A 17,061-nucleotide genomic window follows, 5' to 3' on the forward strand; every position below is an offset into this window, starting at 1 on the left:
TTTTCTATCTTTACGTTTACCTAAACAATACGAAAATTTATGGGGCTGGTTTCTGCGAAAGAGGTAGCAAAGGTAATTCATCTGGACAAGTATGGCTTTTTGGGCACCTTTGTGGGGTGGCTCTTAATGGTTGCCACCAAGATTACCTCCATAAACCGATTTTACAATAAGAACAAGGAACTCGATGGCCCCGAATTCTTGGAGTCCATTTTGGAGTATTATGAAATTGACTTTGAGGTTCCGGAGGAAGATTTAAAAAGACTCCCCAAGACTGGTCCGTACATTACCATCAGCAACCATCCTTTGGGCGGTATAGATGGTGTGCTATTATTGAAACTGATGCTGCACGAGCGTGAGGATTTCAAAATCATAGCCAATTTTTTGCTGCACCGTATAGAGCCGTTGAAACCCTACATTATGCCTGTAAATCCTTTTGAAAATCATAAGGATGCCAAGAGCAGTATCATGGGTTTTAAGAATGCACTCAAACACCTACAGGAAGGTCATCCGCTGGGGATTTTCCCTGCTGGGGAAGTCTCTACATACCGGGATGGTAAATTGGTGGTGGACCGTCCATGGGAAGAAGCCGCGATCAAATTGATACGTAAGGCCGAGGTTCCCGTGGTGCCCATTTACTTTCATGCACGTAACAGTCGACTCTTTTATAGGTTGTCCAAAATGAACGATGTGTTCAGGACGGCCAAATTGCCTTCAGAATTGACCTCGCAGAGCAGAAGGCCTATAAAAGTTCGGATAGGTCAGCCCATTTCCGTGGCCACACAGAATGAAGAAGAAACCTTGGAATCCTACACGGAACTGCTTCGCAAGAAAACCTACCTCTTGGCCAATGTGTTCGAAAAAGAGCGTTTGATCGATAAGGTGCCGACCACATTGAAGATTCCCAAGCCTCCCAAAAAAATAGCCACCCCGGTTAGCTCCAAAGTGTTGGAAGGGGAAGTGGAAAAATTGCGGGAAAAGGATTGTAGGGTACTTCAAAGCAAGAACTATGAGGTATATCTGGCCCAACAGAAAGACATTCCCTTTATCCTGAACGAAATAGGAAGACAACGTGAGATTACATTCCGCGAAGTTGGGGAGGGGACCAACAATGCCATTGATTTGGACAAGTTCGACTCCTACTACCACCATCTCTTTCTATGGGATGATGAGGAAAAGAAGATCGTGGGCGCCTACCGGATGGGATTGGGGTCCGAAATCTTCAATCAATACGGGATAGATGGGTTTTACCTGCAGGATCTTTTCCGTTTTGAACCCGAACTTTATGGGATGATGGAAAAATCCATTGAAATGGGAAGAGCCTACATCATCAAGGAATATCAACAAAAACCTATGCCCCTTTTCCTATTATGGAAAGGGATTGTACATACCACATTGCGTCACCCTGAGCACAAATATCTGATCGGAGGAGTGAGCATCAGCAACCAGTTTTCCAATTTCTCCAAATCCCTGATGATCGAATTCATGAAATCCAATTATTGGGACCCCTATGTGGCACAATACATCCGACCCAAAAAGGAGTTCAAGGTAAAGCTCAATGATGCGGACAAGGAGTTTATTTTTGATGAGACCCAGGCCGACCTCAACAAGTTTGATAAACTGATCAGTGAAGTGGAACCGGGCAGTCTTCGTTTACCCGTTTTGATCAAGAAATACATCAAGCAAAATGCCAAGGTAGTGGCCTTTAATGTGGATCCGCTGTTCAACAATTCCGTGGATGGACTCATGTACATACGGATTGCGGACCTCCCTGAAAGTACGGTAAAACCCGTTATGGAAGAATTTCAAGCAGAGTTGGAGCGTAAAATGGGGCAATGAGTTGGTCATTGAAAATCTTTTGGGCAATCGGGTTTCTTTCCACATTTTCTGTTCAAGTATGGGCCCAGGAGATAACTGGAACCGTTCTCGATTCTAGGACCAAAGAGCCCATTTTTGGCGCTTCGGTATATTATGACGGGAGTTCCGTGGGTACCATGACCGATGAAAACGGGAATTTTGAAATACGCCTTCCCTACCGGAACAATGCTGTTTTGGTGATAAGCCATTTAGGATATCAGGCCAAGGAAATGGTCAATTTGCCCGAGGATGCCATATTACGCGTACTCCTCCAAGAACAGGTTGAAGATCTTCAGGAAGTGGTGTTGACTTCAGATCCCTTTTCGCGTAGGGAGAAATTGGAAGTCTTCCGGTTGGAATTTTTGGGGGACACCCGGGGGGGACGTTCCAGTATCATTGAGAACGAAGAGGATATACGGCTGTATTTTAACTCGGAGGACAATACCCTTTCCGCATATTGCGATAAGCCCATTGTAATTCAGAATGACTATTTGGGCTACCGGGTTTTCTTTTACGTGGATGAGTTCAAGATTTTTTTCAAAAGGAAAAGTTTGGAACGCATTGATAATATTCATCAGACCCTTTTTGATGGATCTACCCGTTTTTTTGACACCTCCCAAGGGGATCCCAAAACTGCAGAGCGCAGAGCAAAGGCTTATCTGGGTTCTCCAAGACATTTCATGAGAGCCTGTTGGTATGGCGATGTTGAAAATCAGAATTTTAAGCTCAAAAAAAACTACAAGGATGTGGTCCTGACGGATTTTATGGTGAATATGGCCAAGCCTGATCAAGATTTAAGGGATATCCGGTTCATGGGTAGCCAATATGTGATCTATTACAGGCAAAATGGCAATTACAGGTCCACACTCAAAATCAATGAATTGGACACCACCTATATTTTAGATAGATATGGCAACTATTCCCCCTTTGAAAGCTTGGCTTTTGGTGGCCATATGTCCGATTACCGTCTAGGGGATATGCTTCCCATGGACTACGGTCTCTGATATTATTGATTAGCCCATAAGCTCCTCCTTTACAAAATCATGGCAAAACTCTTTGATTTCTTCCCTAGTCTTTAAAAAGGCATCGTGGATTTCCTTTTCGTTGCCCTTGACCTTGGAAGGGTCGGAAAAATTTTGGTGGATTCGTCTAGCGTTTTGGGCGGGGATAAAAGGACAGTTTTCCTTGGCGTGGTCACATACAGTGATGATGTAATCCCAGTCAATGCCGGTATACTCATCCACATGGTTGGAGGTATGGTTGGAAATGTCAACCTTGTCTTCTTTCATGATGGCCACAGCTCCAGGATTGAGTCCATGGGTCTCTATTCCTGCACTATAAATGTTCGCCAACTTATCTTGAAAATAGTTGAGGTAGCCATGGGCCATTTGGCTTCTACAGGAATTTCCGGTACAAAGTACCAATACGTTTTTCATTTTTTTATTTGGTTTTTGATATGATGCTTATTCTATTCCAACCTTGTTACTACGCCTTTCAAACAACAGGTTGTCTTTCCAGGCCCCGTGGATTTTACCCACGCGTTCGCGCTTGCCAATATAACGAAAACCCACTGTTTCATGGAGTTTGACGCTCCCTTTATTTTCAGGGAAAATACCGGATTGCAGTGTCCAGAATCCCGCCTCTTCACTTTCTGTGATAAGCTGTTGCATAAGCTGTTTTCCAATCCCTTTTCCGCGGCTATTGGAGCCAATGTACACACTGACTTCAGCAACACCTCCGTATACACATCTGCTTGAGACAGGTGACAGTGCCGCCCAACCTAGTACCATACCATTTTGCTCAGCGACCAACCTACATGAATTGATATGGGATCGGTCCCAACTTTCATAGGTTGGGGCTTTGGTCTCGAAAGTGGCAAAGCCAGTAGCGATACCTTCGGTATAGATTTGCTGTACCTGCTCCCAATCAGAAGCTTTCATGCTGCGGATCAACATGGGTTCTTTTTAGCAGCAACCCGATCCAGGGGAGCAACTGGCTTCGGTTTCAACAGTGGATACAGCGGAAGCTGGTTCAACCCCGCAAGTTTCCTTAGCCTTGCAATCGGTTTTTTCAACCGACAATTTTATAATGAGTTTTTTCTCGTCCAATGCATAGTCGTCCACAAAAAGCTGGGCCGTGTGAAAGTCATCATTGCTGTATTCAAACTTGATTTCAGCGTCTTTTTGCATGGGTTTTATCCGATCCACCTTGTTCAGGATGGACAAGGCCTTGTATACGGACATAAAATCCCTTTTTCCGATTTCTGTGGGACTTTCCCAAAGCTGGATCACGGTTTCTTTCCAGAAATCCGTTCCCGCGCCGCAGTCAACAGAATCCACGGTGATGTTTTTTACTTCAGTGATGTGATAATTGGCTCCAACCAATCTATCCTTTGTGTATTCAAACAGTAGACTTTTGTCTTGGTGTTGTTGGAGGATGGATAAAAGTTCTGATGTTTTCATGTTAACAACAATTACGGTTAATATTGGAGAAGAACGTGTGGAAGGCTTGCTGGAGCTCTTCCCAGCGTTCTTGATTAATACAGTAGCAAAGATTTTTCCCCTCAAAAGTCCCTTTGAGCAGCCCAATTTTCTTGATTTCGTTCAAATGTTGGGATATGGTGGGTTGGGCGAGACCAATCACATCTACCAAGTCATTGCATATACAAGCATCCTGTTTGCTGATATATTCCAGGATGGCCACGCGTGCAGGATGCGCCATGACCTTGGCTATTTGGGCCAGTTCGTTATGGGTTGGTGAAAAGATATGCGTTTTGGAAGCTCCCATATTAGGGTGTTTTACTTTGGGATTTAATTTTATATTGCAATATTACGATAAAGCAAGTAAAAATAAAAGCCAGAAGAGAAAAATCTGGCTTTTGTGTCTGTGTTATAGGCTTTTGAACCAGTTTTGGAAGTATTCGCCCACCAAAAAAACCGGTTTTTGTGTCCCGTTTATGGCGCCGATCAAACTAACGACCCAAAGGATAACCGGGAATATCCATCCAATAAGGTTTACCACTGGGATGAGCCCCAAAACAAACCCAACCAGGAAAATTCCGAGTACCTGCCTTACATAAAAAGAACCTATTTCGGTTTTGTTGCTATTGTTCATAATGATGGCTATGATCCATCCGATCAAAGTCAAATGGGCAACAAGGGCAACCGTTTTACCGCTGTCAGGGTTTTTGGGATCAAAGGTTTCCTTTACATCCTCTTTGAAATCACTTGCGGCTTCCTTGGCTTCCTCCGCAGCTTCCTTGGCTGCATCTTTGGCTTTGTCAAAAGCTTCTTCAGCTTTGTCTCCTAAGTCTTTTTTTTCTTCGGACATGGTTTTAATGTGTTGGTTAAACAAGTTTTAAATGTAGCAAATTATTCAATACCTAAAGAAATGCTTTATCAACAGGCTCCCATAGCTCCAGTTTATTGCCTTCCGGATCTATGATCCATCCAAATTTGCCATAGTCGTATTCCTCTATTTCCCCCACTACGGTGACGCCCTCTTTTTTTAAGGTTTCCAGCAATTCCACCAAGTTTTCTACCCTAAAGTTCATCATAAATTGCTTTTCACTGGGTTGAAAATAGGTGGTATCCTCTGCAAATGGGCTCCATTGGGTCATGCAATCATTTCCCTTTTGATCCTTCCACCAAAAGGAACATCCATATTGATCTGTGTTAAGACCTAAGTGGGTCTTGTACCAATCCTTGATCTTGTTTGGGTCTTTGGTCTTAAAGAAAAACCCCCCGATTCCTGTTACTCTTTGTTTCATGATCTTTTAATGTTTTGTTCATATAAAGCGACCCAATCCTGAGGGGTCATTTTTTGGCATAGTTGGGCAATCAACCCAAAGGGAATGTTATTTCCATTTCTAAAACGAATACAGCTTTTGCCCATATCCAATTTGGTTGTTACATACTTGGGATACTCCTTTACAAACCAATCGTGAAGCTCTGGATTGGCGTAAATGCCGGAATGGTATAGGGCTATAAAATTTTTCTGTGAAGCAATATTCATGAAAGGTAGGGGCAAGGCAGGGTCACAGTGGTACCCACCTGGATAAAGGGAATGTGGAACCACATAGCCGATCATTTTGTAACTAATACATTCCTGAAAACCTTTAGGGAGATTTGCCTTGACCGTTTCCCTTAATTTGGAAACGACTTCCCGACGGTCTTCGGGGACTTTACGGATATATTCATCCGGGGTTTGGGCGTCTATGGTCATTTTTAGTGAATTTTGTCAACTGCCCAAGTCAATAGTATTGTGGCTTAGGCTTTTAAAGTTAACAAAATTTCTCTTTGACCTTGTCCACAATGGTCTGGGCCAATTTTTCCTTGCTTTCCACGGTCCATCCGGCCACATGGGGGGTCAATAGTACATTTTTGGCCTTTCGAAGATATTTGAAGGCCTTGGGTTTTTGGATGAACATGTTTTCAAAGGACTTCTTTTCATATTCCAATACATCCAACCCTGCACCCAATACTTTCCCGGATTTTAATCCAATGACCAAATCTTTGGTTACCACACATTTTCCCCGGGCCGTGTTCAATAACCAAAAGGGTTTGTGAAATGCATCTATGAACGTGGAGTTGACCATGCCCACGGTAAGTTCGGTCTGGGGTACGTGAAGGCTCACGACATCTGATTTTTGTTGAAATTCCATAACGCCTACCTGGCGGGCGTTTTCATCGCCAACACCTCCCACAATATCATAACAGATGACTTCCACATCAAAGCCACGGAGTTTTTTGGCAAATGCCTTTCCCATGTTTCCATAGCCCACTATGCCCACGGTTTTACCATCCAGTTCCACGCCACGGTTCCCCTCACGGTCCCATTTTCCTTTTTTTACCTCGCGGTTGGCCTTTCCCAAATGGTTCATGAGCGACAATAGCATGCCCAAGGTGTGTTCGCCCACCGCATTCCGATTGCCTTCTGGGGCCGACGCAAGGAAGATACCTTTGTGCTTGGCATGCTCCACATCAATGTTTTCCAAGCCGGCACCGACCCTTCCAATGAATTTTAAATTGATGGCCTTGTCCAAAAATTGTTGGTCCAGGGTGAATCTACTTCGGATGATCACACCGTCGTATTCGTGTATTTTGCGTTCCACTTCTTCCTTGGAAGAAACGTAATCTTCATGATTTTCAAAACCCAGTTGTGCAAACTGTTCTAGAAGTAGGGGGTGGTTGGTGTCCAGATGGAGAACTTTCATGGGTCAAATATACAATTCCTAGATTTTTGGATATACGGTCTGAGTTTTTTCATGCTGAACATCCCCGGTATGGGCCGTAGTCAGCTTTTCAAAAAGGAGTACATGCACCTCTTCCCCATTTTTGGTCATGGGGTTGTGTTCCACTCCCTTGGGTATCACAATAATTTCTCCTTCTTTCACAACCTCGGTCCGGTCCCTAAATTGCATATAAAGGGTGCCTTTGATGACTTGGAACAATTCATCTTCATGCTCATGGGCGTGCCAGACAAACTCTCCCTGCAACTTGGCCAATAGTACTTGCATATCGTCCACCACCGCAATTTGGTGTGGGTGCCATTGGTTGGTGAATTCAGTATGTTTTTGCTGTAGATTGATGGGTTTCATTTTTCCAGGATTAGTTTTTTGATCAGTGAAATTTGACCTAGGTGATAATAACTGTGCTCAATCACTCCTTCTATGTTTCGTAGGTAGGTTCCGTACTTTTCGTCCACAAAGGGGGTGTCCAATAGGGCGTCCTCCATTTTTTCCACATGCATGGCGAATTTTTCGGAGTTGACCAGAAACTCCTTTACCAAGTTGCTCCAATCCGTTTCCGAAGTCATGGCGGGCATATCAAAACTGAATTTATCGCGAATTTCAAGCTTTCCTCCTTCAAACACGTTTAAAATGCCGTCTAAGTAATAATTAAGGTGGTACGTGAGAAGGGCTATCGTATTCAGGGATTGTATTCTTTGATTGGCCTGTTGCCACGAAATGCTTTCTATCTGTTCCTTGATGTTGGTTTGGGCAATCCAACGACCACTCAACAGGACTTCCCTTAATCTGGTTGCCATGAATTCACTTCGTGTCATCTGGATTTGCTTTTAAGTCGAAAGGAATTAAATCCCCAAAATGATCTTGGCGATCGAGAAATAGATCAGGATTCCAAAAATATCGTTGCTTGTGGTAATGAAAGGTCCCGTAGCTATGGCTGGATCTATGTTCCTTTTGTGAAGGAAAAGGGGGATAAAGGTCCCGATGAGTCCCGCTACCACAATGACTACCACCAACGAAAGGGAAATGGCCAGGGCGGTAGTGAATGCTCCTTTCCAAACCCAAGTGAAAATCAACAGTAAAGTAGCCAGAATAAGTCCGTTCAACAGAGCCAATAACATTTCCTTAATGAGTCGGTTACTGATACTTCCCTTTAGATCGTCATTGGCGAGACCCTGTACAATAATAGCACTGGATTGCACCCCTACGTTACCTGCCATGGCCGCTATTAAAGGGGTGAAAAAGAAAAGGACTGCGTGTTTGGAGATCATTTCCTCAAAACCGCCCATAATGGCGGCGGCTCCCAAACCACCCAAAAGACCCAATATGAGCCAAGGCAATCGGGCTCGGGTAAGGACCCAAATATCATCATCGGCCTCCACGTCTTGTGATATACCTGCTGCCATTTGGTAATCCTTGTCGGCTTCTTCCTTGATCACGTCCACAATATCGTCAATGGTAATGCGGCCCACCAATCGGCCTACTTCATCCACTACGGGAATGGCTTCCAAGTCGTATTTGGACATGATCTTTGCCACTTCTTCCCCTTTTTCGTTAACGGTCACGGAATCCACTTTGGGGATATACACATCCTTGATGTTGGTTTTGGTGGAGGTGGTCAACAAGTCCTTCAAGGATAGCCTTCCTTTTAGTCTGCCTTCATCGTCCACCACATATATAGAGTGTACCCGGGTCACATTTTCGGCCTGGGCCCTCATTTCCTTGACGCAGGTGAGCACGTTCCAATTTTCGTTCACCTTTACCAATTCCTTTGCCATAAGTCCACCGGCGCTGTCCTCATCATAGCGTAACAAGTCCACGATATGTTTGGCGTGTTCCCGGTCCTCAATCTCAGAGATGACCTCTTGGACCATCTCTTTGGGTAGCTCATTAATAATGTCCACGGCATCATCCGTATCCAGCTCCTCCAGCTCCCCTGCGATTTCCTTTGCGGTAAGGTTTTTCAATACCGCTTCCCGGATATCTTCGTGCATTTCCGCAAGGATATCCGATGTTTTCTCACTTTCCAGAAGCTTGATGAGATAGGTGGCTTCATCCACATCCAGTTCATCCGCTATTTCGGCAATATCGGCATAGTGGAACTCCTGCATCATGGACTGAAGGTCGGCGTTTCTCTTTTCCGAGATCAGTTGCTGGATTTCTTCTAAAAGCTCGTCTGTAAGTTTAAACGGGGTCATTGGCTATCTTTTGGGTCAACGTTACAAAATCTGCCACACTGAGCTGTTCTGGGCGCTGGTCAAAGATAGTATCTTCTTTGAGATTATCGGAAAGATCAAAGGTTTTAAGACTGTTTCGAAGGGTCTTGCGTCTTTGGTTGAAAGCTGTTTTTACCACCTTGAAGAACAGATGCTCATCACAGGGAAGCTTCAATTCGGGTTTTCGGGTGAGGCGCAATACCCCGGAATGCACTTTGGGTGGAGGGTCAAAAACCTGGGGTGGTACGGAAAACAAATATTCGGCCTCGTAGAAGGCCTGCACCAAGACCGATAGAATGCCATAGGTCTTGCTTCCCGGTTTTTCACAAATGCGCTGGGCCACTTCTTTTTGGAACATTCCCGAAAATTCTGGGATCTGTTGCCGTATTTCCAGCATTTTAAAAACAATCTGACTGGAGATGTTGTAAGGGAAGTTTCCAGTTATGGCAAATTGCTCTTCGCCGTAAAGGTTTCGTAAATCAAACTTTAGAAAATCAGCTTCAATGATGTTGAGGCGATTGTTCTTCTTTAGGATTTCGGCATGCTCCAAGGGAAAGCTGTGGTTGAGGTATATGATGGACTCTTCATCCAAGTCCATGGCCACCAAATCCAAATCCCGTTGTAAAAGGTATTTGGTGAGCACGCCCATTCCCGGACCAATCTCCAAAACGTTGGTGTAGCCTTTAAGGCTAAGGGTGTCCGCTATGTTGCGTGCTACCGTTTCGTCTTTCAGGAAATGCTGCCCCAAATGTTTTTTGGCCTTTACCGCACCATTTTCCTGCCCATTTTCCATAGGTTTGGGCCTACCATTATCGGGCTTTCTTTTATTCTTCTTGGGCACAGGGGTTTTTTTGCAAGTTACTTGGAATTTTCGACATAGACCCATGCCTTCAGACCGGATTCCAGAGGGAATATTTTACGACTGTAGGCGCTGGTCTCATAAATATCGGCCTTGTTTAGGTCAATTTCAGAGACCTCGTATACCTTACCTTCCACTTTGTCCTCAATTTTACCAGTTTGGATTACTAGGGAGTATCTGCCGTAAACGGCATTTTCCATTTTTTTGAACCCCAACAAAAAATCAGGTTGCCCATTGAGGATGCGTCCAAATACATATTGCTGTACTTGAAGGTCTTGGAGCGTTCCATAGGTAAACAGGTATGCCAAGGGGTTAGGGAATTTGTTGACTGATGACTTCGAGCTCTGTTCGGAAGGCCACAAACTTATTGGGAAATAATCTTTGGGCATCGGCACGTAAACGCTCGGCATCTTCCCTGTAGTACGATTCCAAAGTCTGTTTGTCCTTTGTGGTATACTGTACGGAGTAGGTGACCCCTCCCATATCTTCCTCAACCAGCACCTTTACCATTTTGGCATGGGTGAACTTTCCCGTGGCCAACATATCGGGGAGGTGCTTGTCCTGCATCCATGACAACCATTCATCATGCACACTTTCATCTATATTGATCGTAACATTGTATATGATCATGGCCTTTTGGTTTAAGGCCCTAATGTAGGGAAGAATTAGTTAATGGCATCCCCGCGGAGCATCCTAAAATTCTTTCGGGCCTGCGGAAAATAATAACTGTCCTGATAGTTGTAGATGATCTTTTCGTAATGGGCCTTGGCCTTTTCGGGTTCATTAAGGATATTTCTATATAATTGGCCCAAAGCAAAGTGGGCATCATCGGCCAAAATACCATCGGCATAAAACTCCACTATTTTTTGATAATTGAACCGGGCACCTTCATAGTCTTTTTGGGTTTCCAAAAGTTGGGCCTGCCGGAGCAGTGCCTCATCCTCAATTTTTTCGCCTTTGTGGTTTTCAAGGATGTCCTCCAATTCCGCAATGGCTTCCTTGTTTTTATTTTGATAGGCCAACAGGTCTGCCCTGGCATATTTTTTCAATGCGGTCTGGGTGGAGTCTTCCAAGGAATTGTCCGAAATCAATAGGCTCAACTGCATGGCATCATTGGCAATGAGTTGGGAAGTGGAGCTTCGGAGTACTTTCAACTGGGTTAGCGCCCAATCAAAATCCCCCTTGTAAAAACTGGTCTGGGCCACTTTGAAACGGGCATTTTGACCCAGAACATCATTTTTAAGGCTTTTCTGTACCTGCGTGAAATAGATAAGTGCTTGATTGAATTTTTGGTCGTACACCAAAATATCACCCAAGGCCAATTTTATATAGGCCGTGATCACACGTCCCAAGGGTAGCTCAAGGCTTTCCTTGAGCATGGCAATGGCAGGTTCCGGTCTTTCCCGTTTGAAAGTGAGAAAGTTGGCATAGGCAATCTGCAATTGTAGGGTACGGCTTTGGTTTCCATATGTTGTCACCAAATCCTGAAATTCTTTTTCAACCTGGTTCAAAACCTTATCTGTTGGGTCTTTCAATTCAATATCGATAAGGCTCAACTCAGCGTTCAGTTTGTTTCCGGGGTCGGTGCTATTTTCCACCACATATTCAAAAATGGATACGGCATTGTCAAGGTCATTGTCCTCCAAGGCAATCTGTCCCAAATTTTCCAATCGGTCCACGGAAGTTTCACCGGTACGTTTAAAAATGGCCTTTTCCTGACTGAATGCGCTGTTGTATTGTTTTTGCTGCACAAAAAGCCAGCTCAACAATTCGTTCCAAAGAACATCGGGGTTTTGCTGTGCGTTCTTCAACAATACCTTTCGCAAGATGACATTGTTGGGGTTGGAAGGGTCTTCCGAGATAAAGTCGTCTATATTGCGGAGCACATTGGACCGGGAAGTCCTTCCTTCCCAGATAAGATTGAGATAGGATTGGTACATTCTTTCAATATTGCCCTGCTCGCCATAAATCCTGGCCAGTTGAAAATCGTAGTTCAAATCCGGTTTTAGGGCCATGGCATTGGTGTAGGCCTTAATGGCATAGTCCAATAGCGCATATTTTTGGAATCGATACCCTACACTGTATCCATAATTGGGGTTTTCATCAATTTTTTGGATGGCCTGATCATAATAAGTCGTTGCCTTTTCGGCTTGGTCTTGCAATGTATAGTTATAACCGAGTTCAATAAAAAAGGTGGGAAAGGCGTAGGTGTCCTTTATTTTTTGCAAAAGAAAGATTTCGGCATCCTCATAACGTTCCAATTGCTGGTAGCAGGCCACCAAACCCTCGGAATAGTCGGTGCGCCGCGGGTTTTTCTCTACCAATTTTTCATAGAAGGCCACTGCTTTTTCAAATTCCCCATCCGCAAAGTACTGTTTGGCCAGAAAATCTTCCTGGGAATAGGAAAAGGTCTGCACCAAAATGCTCGATATGAAAAATAGGAGAAACCTCAATAGTTGGTTTTATTGTAAATATAACGTACAAAAGGGCGGGATTCTGTTAACCGAATCCAAAATGCTGCAAAAACTATGCGTCATGTAGGATGTTTGCTGATAATCAATCCGTTGGTTTGAATATGGATTCTGGAATGTTTTAAGATTTTCTAAACGGCAACTTTATATTTTAATAATAAACCTTACGTATTATGTAAGAAAAATATTATTATATTTAGAAAACCTTAAAATTTATTCTATATGAAAACAAGTAGCAAATTGATTGCATTATTGTTCGTAATGTCATTGGTGACATACGTTTCTGCACAGAATTTGGACAATTCTTCTTCGTCCGTAACCAAGGAGGCTTCCTTGAAAAGTGATACTGTTGAAGCCGTTGAGGCCACAGGGATTTCACTGTCTTGGTGTGGAACTGGACCCTATGGTCAAGTAGATGGTTCAGTGTATGGCGGTACCGCACCCTACAGATGGTACCAAGGGGGTACGCTGTTAATGACTACGTATTCCAGTAGTGTTACTTTAAATTTTGGGTGCAATGGTGGGGTCCTCACGGTAAAGGATGCCAATAATAATGAGGATGCCGATATTGTTCCACAAGGATGTGTGGACCACGGGTGCAATTAAAAGGCTCCAAGCTAAAAAATTGGATTATTGAAATTTGCCGGGACATCACTTTGAAAAAGATGGGCCCGGCATTTTTTTGCGTTATGCAATGGTGTCAAATCCGCAGTAGGGAACCAAAACATCGGGAATCTTGATGCCGTCCTTGGTCTGACAGTTCTCCAAGATTCCGGCCAATACCCTTGGAAGGGCCAAGGCACTTCCATTCAAGGTGTGTGCCAATTGGCTTTTTCCATTTTCATCTTTAAAACGTAGCTTCAGCCGGTTGGCCTGAAAGGTTTCAAAATTGGAAACGGAACTGATTTCCAGCCAACGGTCCTGGGCTGTGGAGAACACTTCAAAATCATAGGTAAGGGCAGAAGTAAAGCCCAAATCCCCACCGCAGAGACGAAGGATTCGATACGGCAATTTCAGGTCGCGAAGGATATTCTTCACATGCTCCACCATTTCATCCAAAGCGGCGTATGAATTGTTTGGATGCTCCATGCGAACAATCTCTACCTTGTCAAATTGATGCAAACGGTTCAAGCCACGTACATGCGCTCCGTAACTTCCGGCTTCCCTTCTAAAGCAAGGGGTATACCCGGTATATTTTATGGGAAAGTCGGCTTCGGCCAAAATATCATCCCGGTGCAAGTTGGTAATGGGGACTTCCGCGGTAGGGATAAGATACAAATCGTCTGCGGTCGCATGGTACATTTGCCCTTCCTTGTCCGGTAACTGCCCGGTTCCATAACCGGAGGCTTCGTTGACCATGAGAGGGGGTTGTATTTCCATATATCCGGCTTCGGTATTCTTGTCCAAAAAGTAAGCAATGAGCGCACGCTGTAAACGGGCCCCCTTGCCTTTGTAGACCGGGAAACCGGCACCGGTGACCTTTACGCCGAGTTCAAAATCAATGATGTTGTATTTTTTGGCCAGTTCCCAGTGTGGCAATGCATCCTCTTCCAAGACTGGGATATCACCTTCCCTAAAAATTTCTTCGTTGTCCTCATCGGTGTTTCCCGCAGGAACAGATTCGTGGGGCACATTGGGTATTTGGTAGAGTTGCTCTTGCAAGGCAGTGGCAGCAGCATTTAGGTCATCCCCCAATTGCTTTGAGGCTTCCTTCAATCCTGCGGTTTTTTCTTTAAGGGCATTGGCCTCCTGTGCTTTTCCGGATTTAAAGAGCATGCCAATTTCCTTGGAAAGCTTGTTGGATTCGGCCAAGGTCGCATCCAGTTCGGTTTGGATGGAACGTCTTTTTTCATCCAGTTCGATAATTTTTGACAGCATGGGTTCTGCATCAATGTTTCGCTTTTGTAAAGCGGTGATGATACTTTCCTTGTTTTCCCGAATGGTATGTAATTGAAGCATGGCCTTGTATTGAGCCGCAAATTTAATTCAATCTGAAGACGTGCCCAACAATTATTCCTTATGCGATGGACGAATCCATTCGTTGTGGGCCAAATGCTTCCAAGGAACACTGGCCAAATCCACCTTGGGATCTATAAACTCATAATATTCCCCTTGGTTGATTTTTACCGTATTGGTCACAAAAACCTGGATATCCTCTCCTTTTTTGGCATAGTCTTTCTTAAGATGCTGGGCAAATTGCCAGGCAAAATCTGGGTAGCACGCCACCCTTCTGCGCTGTTTTTTGGTGAGATAATCATTTAAGTTAATATTGATGGCCTTACCGGTTTCTTTATTGACCACCGTATACTTGATGGTTCCTGACCGACTTCGCAACATCATCCGCCAACTGAGCCTGTGACCTTCCTCGGTCCATAACACATCGTCCTTGAAGGCGTGGTGACGTAGCGGGAGGACAAGTTGTACAAGAAAGTATCCCCCCAAGATTCCCAGAACCCATTTGTGATTTTTGGGAAGTGTTGTGGATTGTTCAACAACCACTTTTTTGGTCTTGAGAAATACGTTTCGGATGGTTTGAGGTTCAAAAAAGAAGACAGTGAACGCCAAGGACAGATAGGGGAAAATCCCTATTTGGAATACTATACTATTGAAGAGATGGAAAAAAATGGCCATGACAAAGGCAATTTTACGGGTGGGTTTCCAAAGTAGGGCGGGCACAATGAGCAAATCGAAAAAAATCCCGAAAAACGCGACGATTTTATGCACCCATTTTTCCTGTAAAAGTTCCCCGATCAAATAATAGTCCGATTTGGATTTCATCAACAGTTCAATGATGCTGAAATCCAGCCAATCCCCATATAGTTTGGCCACTGAGGCATAGGTATAGACAATGAACAACTGAAGGATAATGATCCACCGAACCCAATTGGGCATGGTGAAGGAATGTAGTTTTGGGTTCAATTTGGCATCCAGTGAGGCATCTTTGTGTGCAGGTAGAAATGCCATAATGTAGGCCAACAGCATCAACAAGTAATAATGGTTGTTGTACGATGTCTTTTGCATCAAGTACACCCCGGTCCACATCAAGGCAAAGGCAAAGGCACTGAATCGGTATTTATAACCTAAAGTGATCAAAATACCCAAAGTGCCCATGATGGCAAAGTAAATGTACATGCCATTGCCTGGCAGGGGCTGTAGCCACTCAAACCCAATAAAAGTAAAGGTGAACTTGGGTTCGATCAAGGTTCTTTTAACCCAACCCGTTGCTATGGCCCCGTAACATTCCGCACTGACCAAAAGACCATAGAACATACGAAAGACAACCAGTTGGGCATTGTCTATTTTTTTAAAGAGAAAATGGAATGACATCTATTGGGAGATTAGGTCCAACGACACCTCTTTGTCCTTTGCCAATTGCTGTTGCAGCTCCTCAATGGAGTTGAATTTGTGCTCATCGCGAATACGATGTAAAATGCCCACCTGTATTTTCTTGTCATACAGATTGCCATTAAAATCAAAAAAATTGATTTCGATGCTTTTTTCGGACCCTCCTACGGTAGGATTGTAGCCAATGTTCATCATCCCAAAATGTTCTTGGCCATCAATGGTGCTCTTGACCACATACACGCCTGTTTTTGGAATGAGTTTGTAGGTTTCTGGAATGTGCAGGTTGGCGGTCGGGAACCCAAATTGCTTGCCAAGGCCTTTCCCTTTTTTTATGATACCCGTAAGCATATAGGCATAGCTGAGATAGCTGTTGGCGGTGGCAATATCGCCCTCTTTAAGGGCATTCCGGATTTTTGTTGAGCTTACGGAAACATCATCGATTTCTTGGGCGGGAATTTCCTCTACCTCAAAATCTAGGGTGTTTCCAAAAGCAATAAGGTCTTGGATATTGGCATTTCGGTTTCTGCCAAACCGGTGGTCGTAACCAATGATGATTTTTTTGCCCTTTAAACTATTGACCAAAATATCACGGACAAACTCGGTTGCCGAAAGTCGTGAAAACTCTTTTGTAAAAGGATGGATGATGAGATAATCCAGGTTCAAATCATTTAAGATTTGGGTTTTTTCCTCAATGGTATTCAGTAGTTTTATGTTGGTGTCTTTTTGGAGCACCATTCTGGGGTGGGGGAAAAAAGTGAGGACCGTAGACTTTAATCCGGTATTTTTGGCACTATTTATGAGGCGTTCCAATATCTTACGGTGACCCAGATGAACACCATCAAAAGTGCCAATGGTAATTGCCGTTTGATACGTATTGCGCTTAAAAAGAGAAATATCCTGGATTGTTTCCACCTAATCAAGAAATAAAAAAGGCTTATTTTTGAAATTGACCTATGCCCAAACTATGTATGAAGGCTAAATTACACCTTGTTTTTTCAATAACCATATTTTTTGGCTCCTTTTGTGTATTTGGACAACAGGGTTATTGGAAACAGGCGCAAAAGGAAA

The 17,061-nt window shown here is 43.9% G+C and carries 21 protein-coding genes; 3 read left to right on the plus strand and 18 right to left on the minus strand.

Annotation, left to right across the window (positions count from 1 at the left end; genetic code table 11):
- Positions 1-39: 39 nt before the first annotated feature.
- Together DN53_RS14310 and DN53_RS14315 are read left to right on the plus strand one after the other, a co-directional pair.
- Positions 40-1,836, plus strand: a complete 1,797-nt coding sequence (locus DN53_RS14310; RefSeq protein WP_129655277.1) for a GNAT family N-acyltransferase — start codon at positions 40-42, stop codon at positions 1,834-1,836.
- Complete coding sequence (locus DN53_RS14315; RefSeq protein WP_129655279.1) at positions 1,833-2,858, plus strand: carboxypeptidase-like regulatory domain-containing protein; 1,026 nt, start codon at positions 1,833-1,835, stop codon at positions 2,856-2,858. The genes DN53_RS14310 and DN53_RS14315 overlap by 4 nt, the downstream gene beginning before the upstream one ends.
- Before the next feature lie 9 nt (positions 2,859-2,867).
- On the opposite strand, the gene DN53_RS14320 is transcribed toward DN53_RS14315, so the two are convergent.
- The 15 genes from DN53_RS14320 to DN53_RS14390 all read right to left on the minus strand — a co-directional run bounded on the left by DN53_RS14320 (position 2,868) and on the right by DN53_RS14390 (position 12,630).
- Positions 2,868-3,290: an arsenate reductase ArsC gene (locus tag DN53_RS14320; RefSeq protein ID WP_129655280.1), complete on the minus strand. Its 423-nt coding sequence runs from the start codon at positions 3,288-3,290 to the stop codon at positions 2,868-2,870.
- Positions 3,291-3,317: 27 nt separating this feature from the next.
- On the minus strand, positions 3,318-3,809 hold the full coding sequence (locus DN53_RS14325) for a GNAT family N-acetyltransferase (protein ID WP_129655282.1): 492 nt from the start codon (positions 3,807-3,809) through the stop codon (positions 3,318-3,320).
- Positions 3,810-3,818: 9 nt separating this feature from the next.
- Entirely contained in the window at positions 3,819-4,316 is a 498-nt protein-coding gene (locus DN53_RS14330) for a DUF6428 family protein (protein WP_129655284.1), read from the minus strand.
- A 1-nt stretch (position 4,317) separates the two neighbouring features.
- Positions 4,318-4,641, minus strand: coding sequence for an ArsR/SmtB family transcription factor (locus DN53_RS14335; RefSeq protein ID WP_116216986.1), 324 nt, complete (start codon positions 4,639-4,641; stop codon positions 4,318-4,320).
- A 102-nt stretch (positions 4,642-4,743) separates the two neighbouring features.
- Positions 4,744-5,184, minus strand: coding sequence for a YtxH domain-containing protein (locus tag DN53_RS14340; protein ID WP_129655286.1), 441 nt, complete (start codon positions 5,182-5,184; stop codon positions 4,744-4,746).
- Positions 5,185-5,236: 52 nt separating this feature from the next.
- The gene (locus DN53_RS14345; protein ID WP_129655288.1) at positions 5,237-5,623 is read right to left on the minus strand and encodes a VOC family protein; all 387 of its coding nucleotides are present in this window, start codon (positions 5,621-5,623) and stop codon (positions 5,237-5,239) included.
- Positions 5,620-6,078 carry a DUF1801 domain-containing protein gene (locus DN53_RS14350; protein WP_129655290.1) on the minus strand — a complete coding sequence of 153 codons (459 nt, stop codon included), beginning with the start codon at positions 6,076-6,078 and terminating at the stop codon, positions 5,620-5,622. Before DN53_RS14350 ends, DN53_RS14345 begins: the two co-directional genes overlap by 4 nt.
- A gap of 58 nt (positions 6,079-6,136) precedes the next feature.
- The gene (locus DN53_RS14355; RefSeq protein WP_129655292.1) at positions 6,137-7,069 is read right to left on the minus strand and encodes a 2-hydroxyacid dehydrogenase; all 933 of its coding nucleotides are present in this window, start codon (positions 7,067-7,069) and stop codon (positions 6,137-6,139) included.
- 18 nt (positions 7,070-7,087) lie between these two features.
- A complete protein-coding gene (locus DN53_RS14360; protein WP_129655294.1) occupies positions 7,088-7,453 on the minus strand; it encodes a cupin domain-containing protein in 366 nt (121 codons plus the stop codon).
- On the minus strand, positions 7,450-7,920 hold the full coding sequence (locus DN53_RS14365) for a DinB family protein (RefSeq protein ID WP_129655296.1): 471 nt from the start codon (positions 7,918-7,920) through the stop codon (positions 7,450-7,452). Before DN53_RS14365 ends, DN53_RS14360 begins: the two co-directional genes overlap by 4 nt.
- Positions 7,921-7,947: 27 nt before the next feature.
- Entirely contained in the window at positions 7,948-9,300 is a 1,353-nt protein-coding gene (mgtE, locus tag DN53_RS14370) for a magnesium transporter (protein ID WP_129655298.1), read from the minus strand.
- Positions 9,287-10,111 carry a 16S rRNA (adenine(1518)-N(6)/adenine(1519)-N(6))-dimethyltransferase RsmA gene (rsmA, locus tag DN53_RS14375; RefSeq protein WP_129655381.1) on the minus strand — a complete coding sequence of 275 codons (825 nt, stop codon included), beginning with the start codon at positions 10,109-10,111 and terminating at the stop codon, positions 9,287-9,289. Before rsmA ends, mgtE begins: the two co-directional genes overlap by 14 nt.
- Before the next feature lie 65 nt (positions 10,112-10,176).
- Positions 10,177-10,485, minus strand: a complete 309-nt coding sequence (locus tag DN53_RS14380; protein ID WP_165357440.1) for a gamma-glutamylcyclotransferase family protein — start codon at positions 10,483-10,485, stop codon at positions 10,177-10,179.
- Between the two features lie 4 nt (positions 10,486-10,489).
- Entirely contained in the window at positions 10,490-10,807 is a 318-nt protein-coding gene (locus DN53_RS14385) for a DUF4286 family protein (RefSeq protein WP_129655302.1), read from the minus strand.
- Positions 10,808-10,842: 35 nt separating this feature from the next.
- The gene (locus DN53_RS14390) at positions 10,843-12,630 is read right to left on the minus strand and encodes a tetratricopeptide repeat protein (protein ID WP_129655304.1); all 1,788 of its coding nucleotides are present in this window, start codon (positions 12,628-12,630) and stop codon (positions 10,843-10,845) included.
- 240 nt (positions 12,631-12,870) lie between these two features.
- Between DN53_RS14390 and DN53_RS14395 the strand changes: the two genes are divergently transcribed.
- Positions 12,871-13,254 (plus strand): hypothetical protein, encoded by a 384-nt coding sequence (locus DN53_RS14395; RefSeq protein ID WP_129655306.1) that lies wholly within the window; start codon positions 12,871-12,873, stop codon positions 13,252-13,254.
- Positions 13,255-13,335: 81 nt separating this feature from the next.
- On the opposite strand, the gene serS is transcribed toward DN53_RS14395, so the two are convergent.
- From serS to DN53_RS14410, 3 genes are read right to left on the minus strand one after another with little or no spacing between them, the layout of a single operon-like run.
- Positions 13,336-14,607 carry a serine--tRNA ligase gene (serS, locus tag DN53_RS14400; protein ID WP_129655308.1) on the minus strand — a complete coding sequence of 424 codons (1,272 nt, stop codon included), beginning with the start codon at positions 14,605-14,607 and terminating at the stop codon, positions 13,336-13,338.
- Between the two features lie 51 nt (positions 14,608-14,658).
- Positions 14,659-15,975 (minus strand): HTTM domain-containing protein, encoded by a 1,317-nt coding sequence (locus DN53_RS14405; RefSeq protein WP_129655310.1) that lies wholly within the window; start codon positions 15,973-15,975, stop codon positions 14,659-14,661.
- On the minus strand, positions 15,976-16,905 hold the full coding sequence (locus tag DN53_RS14410; RefSeq protein WP_129655312.1) for a bifunctional riboflavin kinase/FAD synthetase: 930 nt from the start codon (positions 16,903-16,905) through the stop codon (positions 15,976-15,978). It lies immediately after the preceding gene.
- Positions 16,906-17,061 lie beyond the last annotated feature (156 nt).

It is taken from the genome of Flagellimonas olearia, assembly GCF_004150225.1.
Taxonomy (GTDB): Bacteria; Bacteroidota; Bacteroidia; order Flavobacteriales; family Flavobacteriaceae; genus Flagellimonas; species Flagellimonas olearia.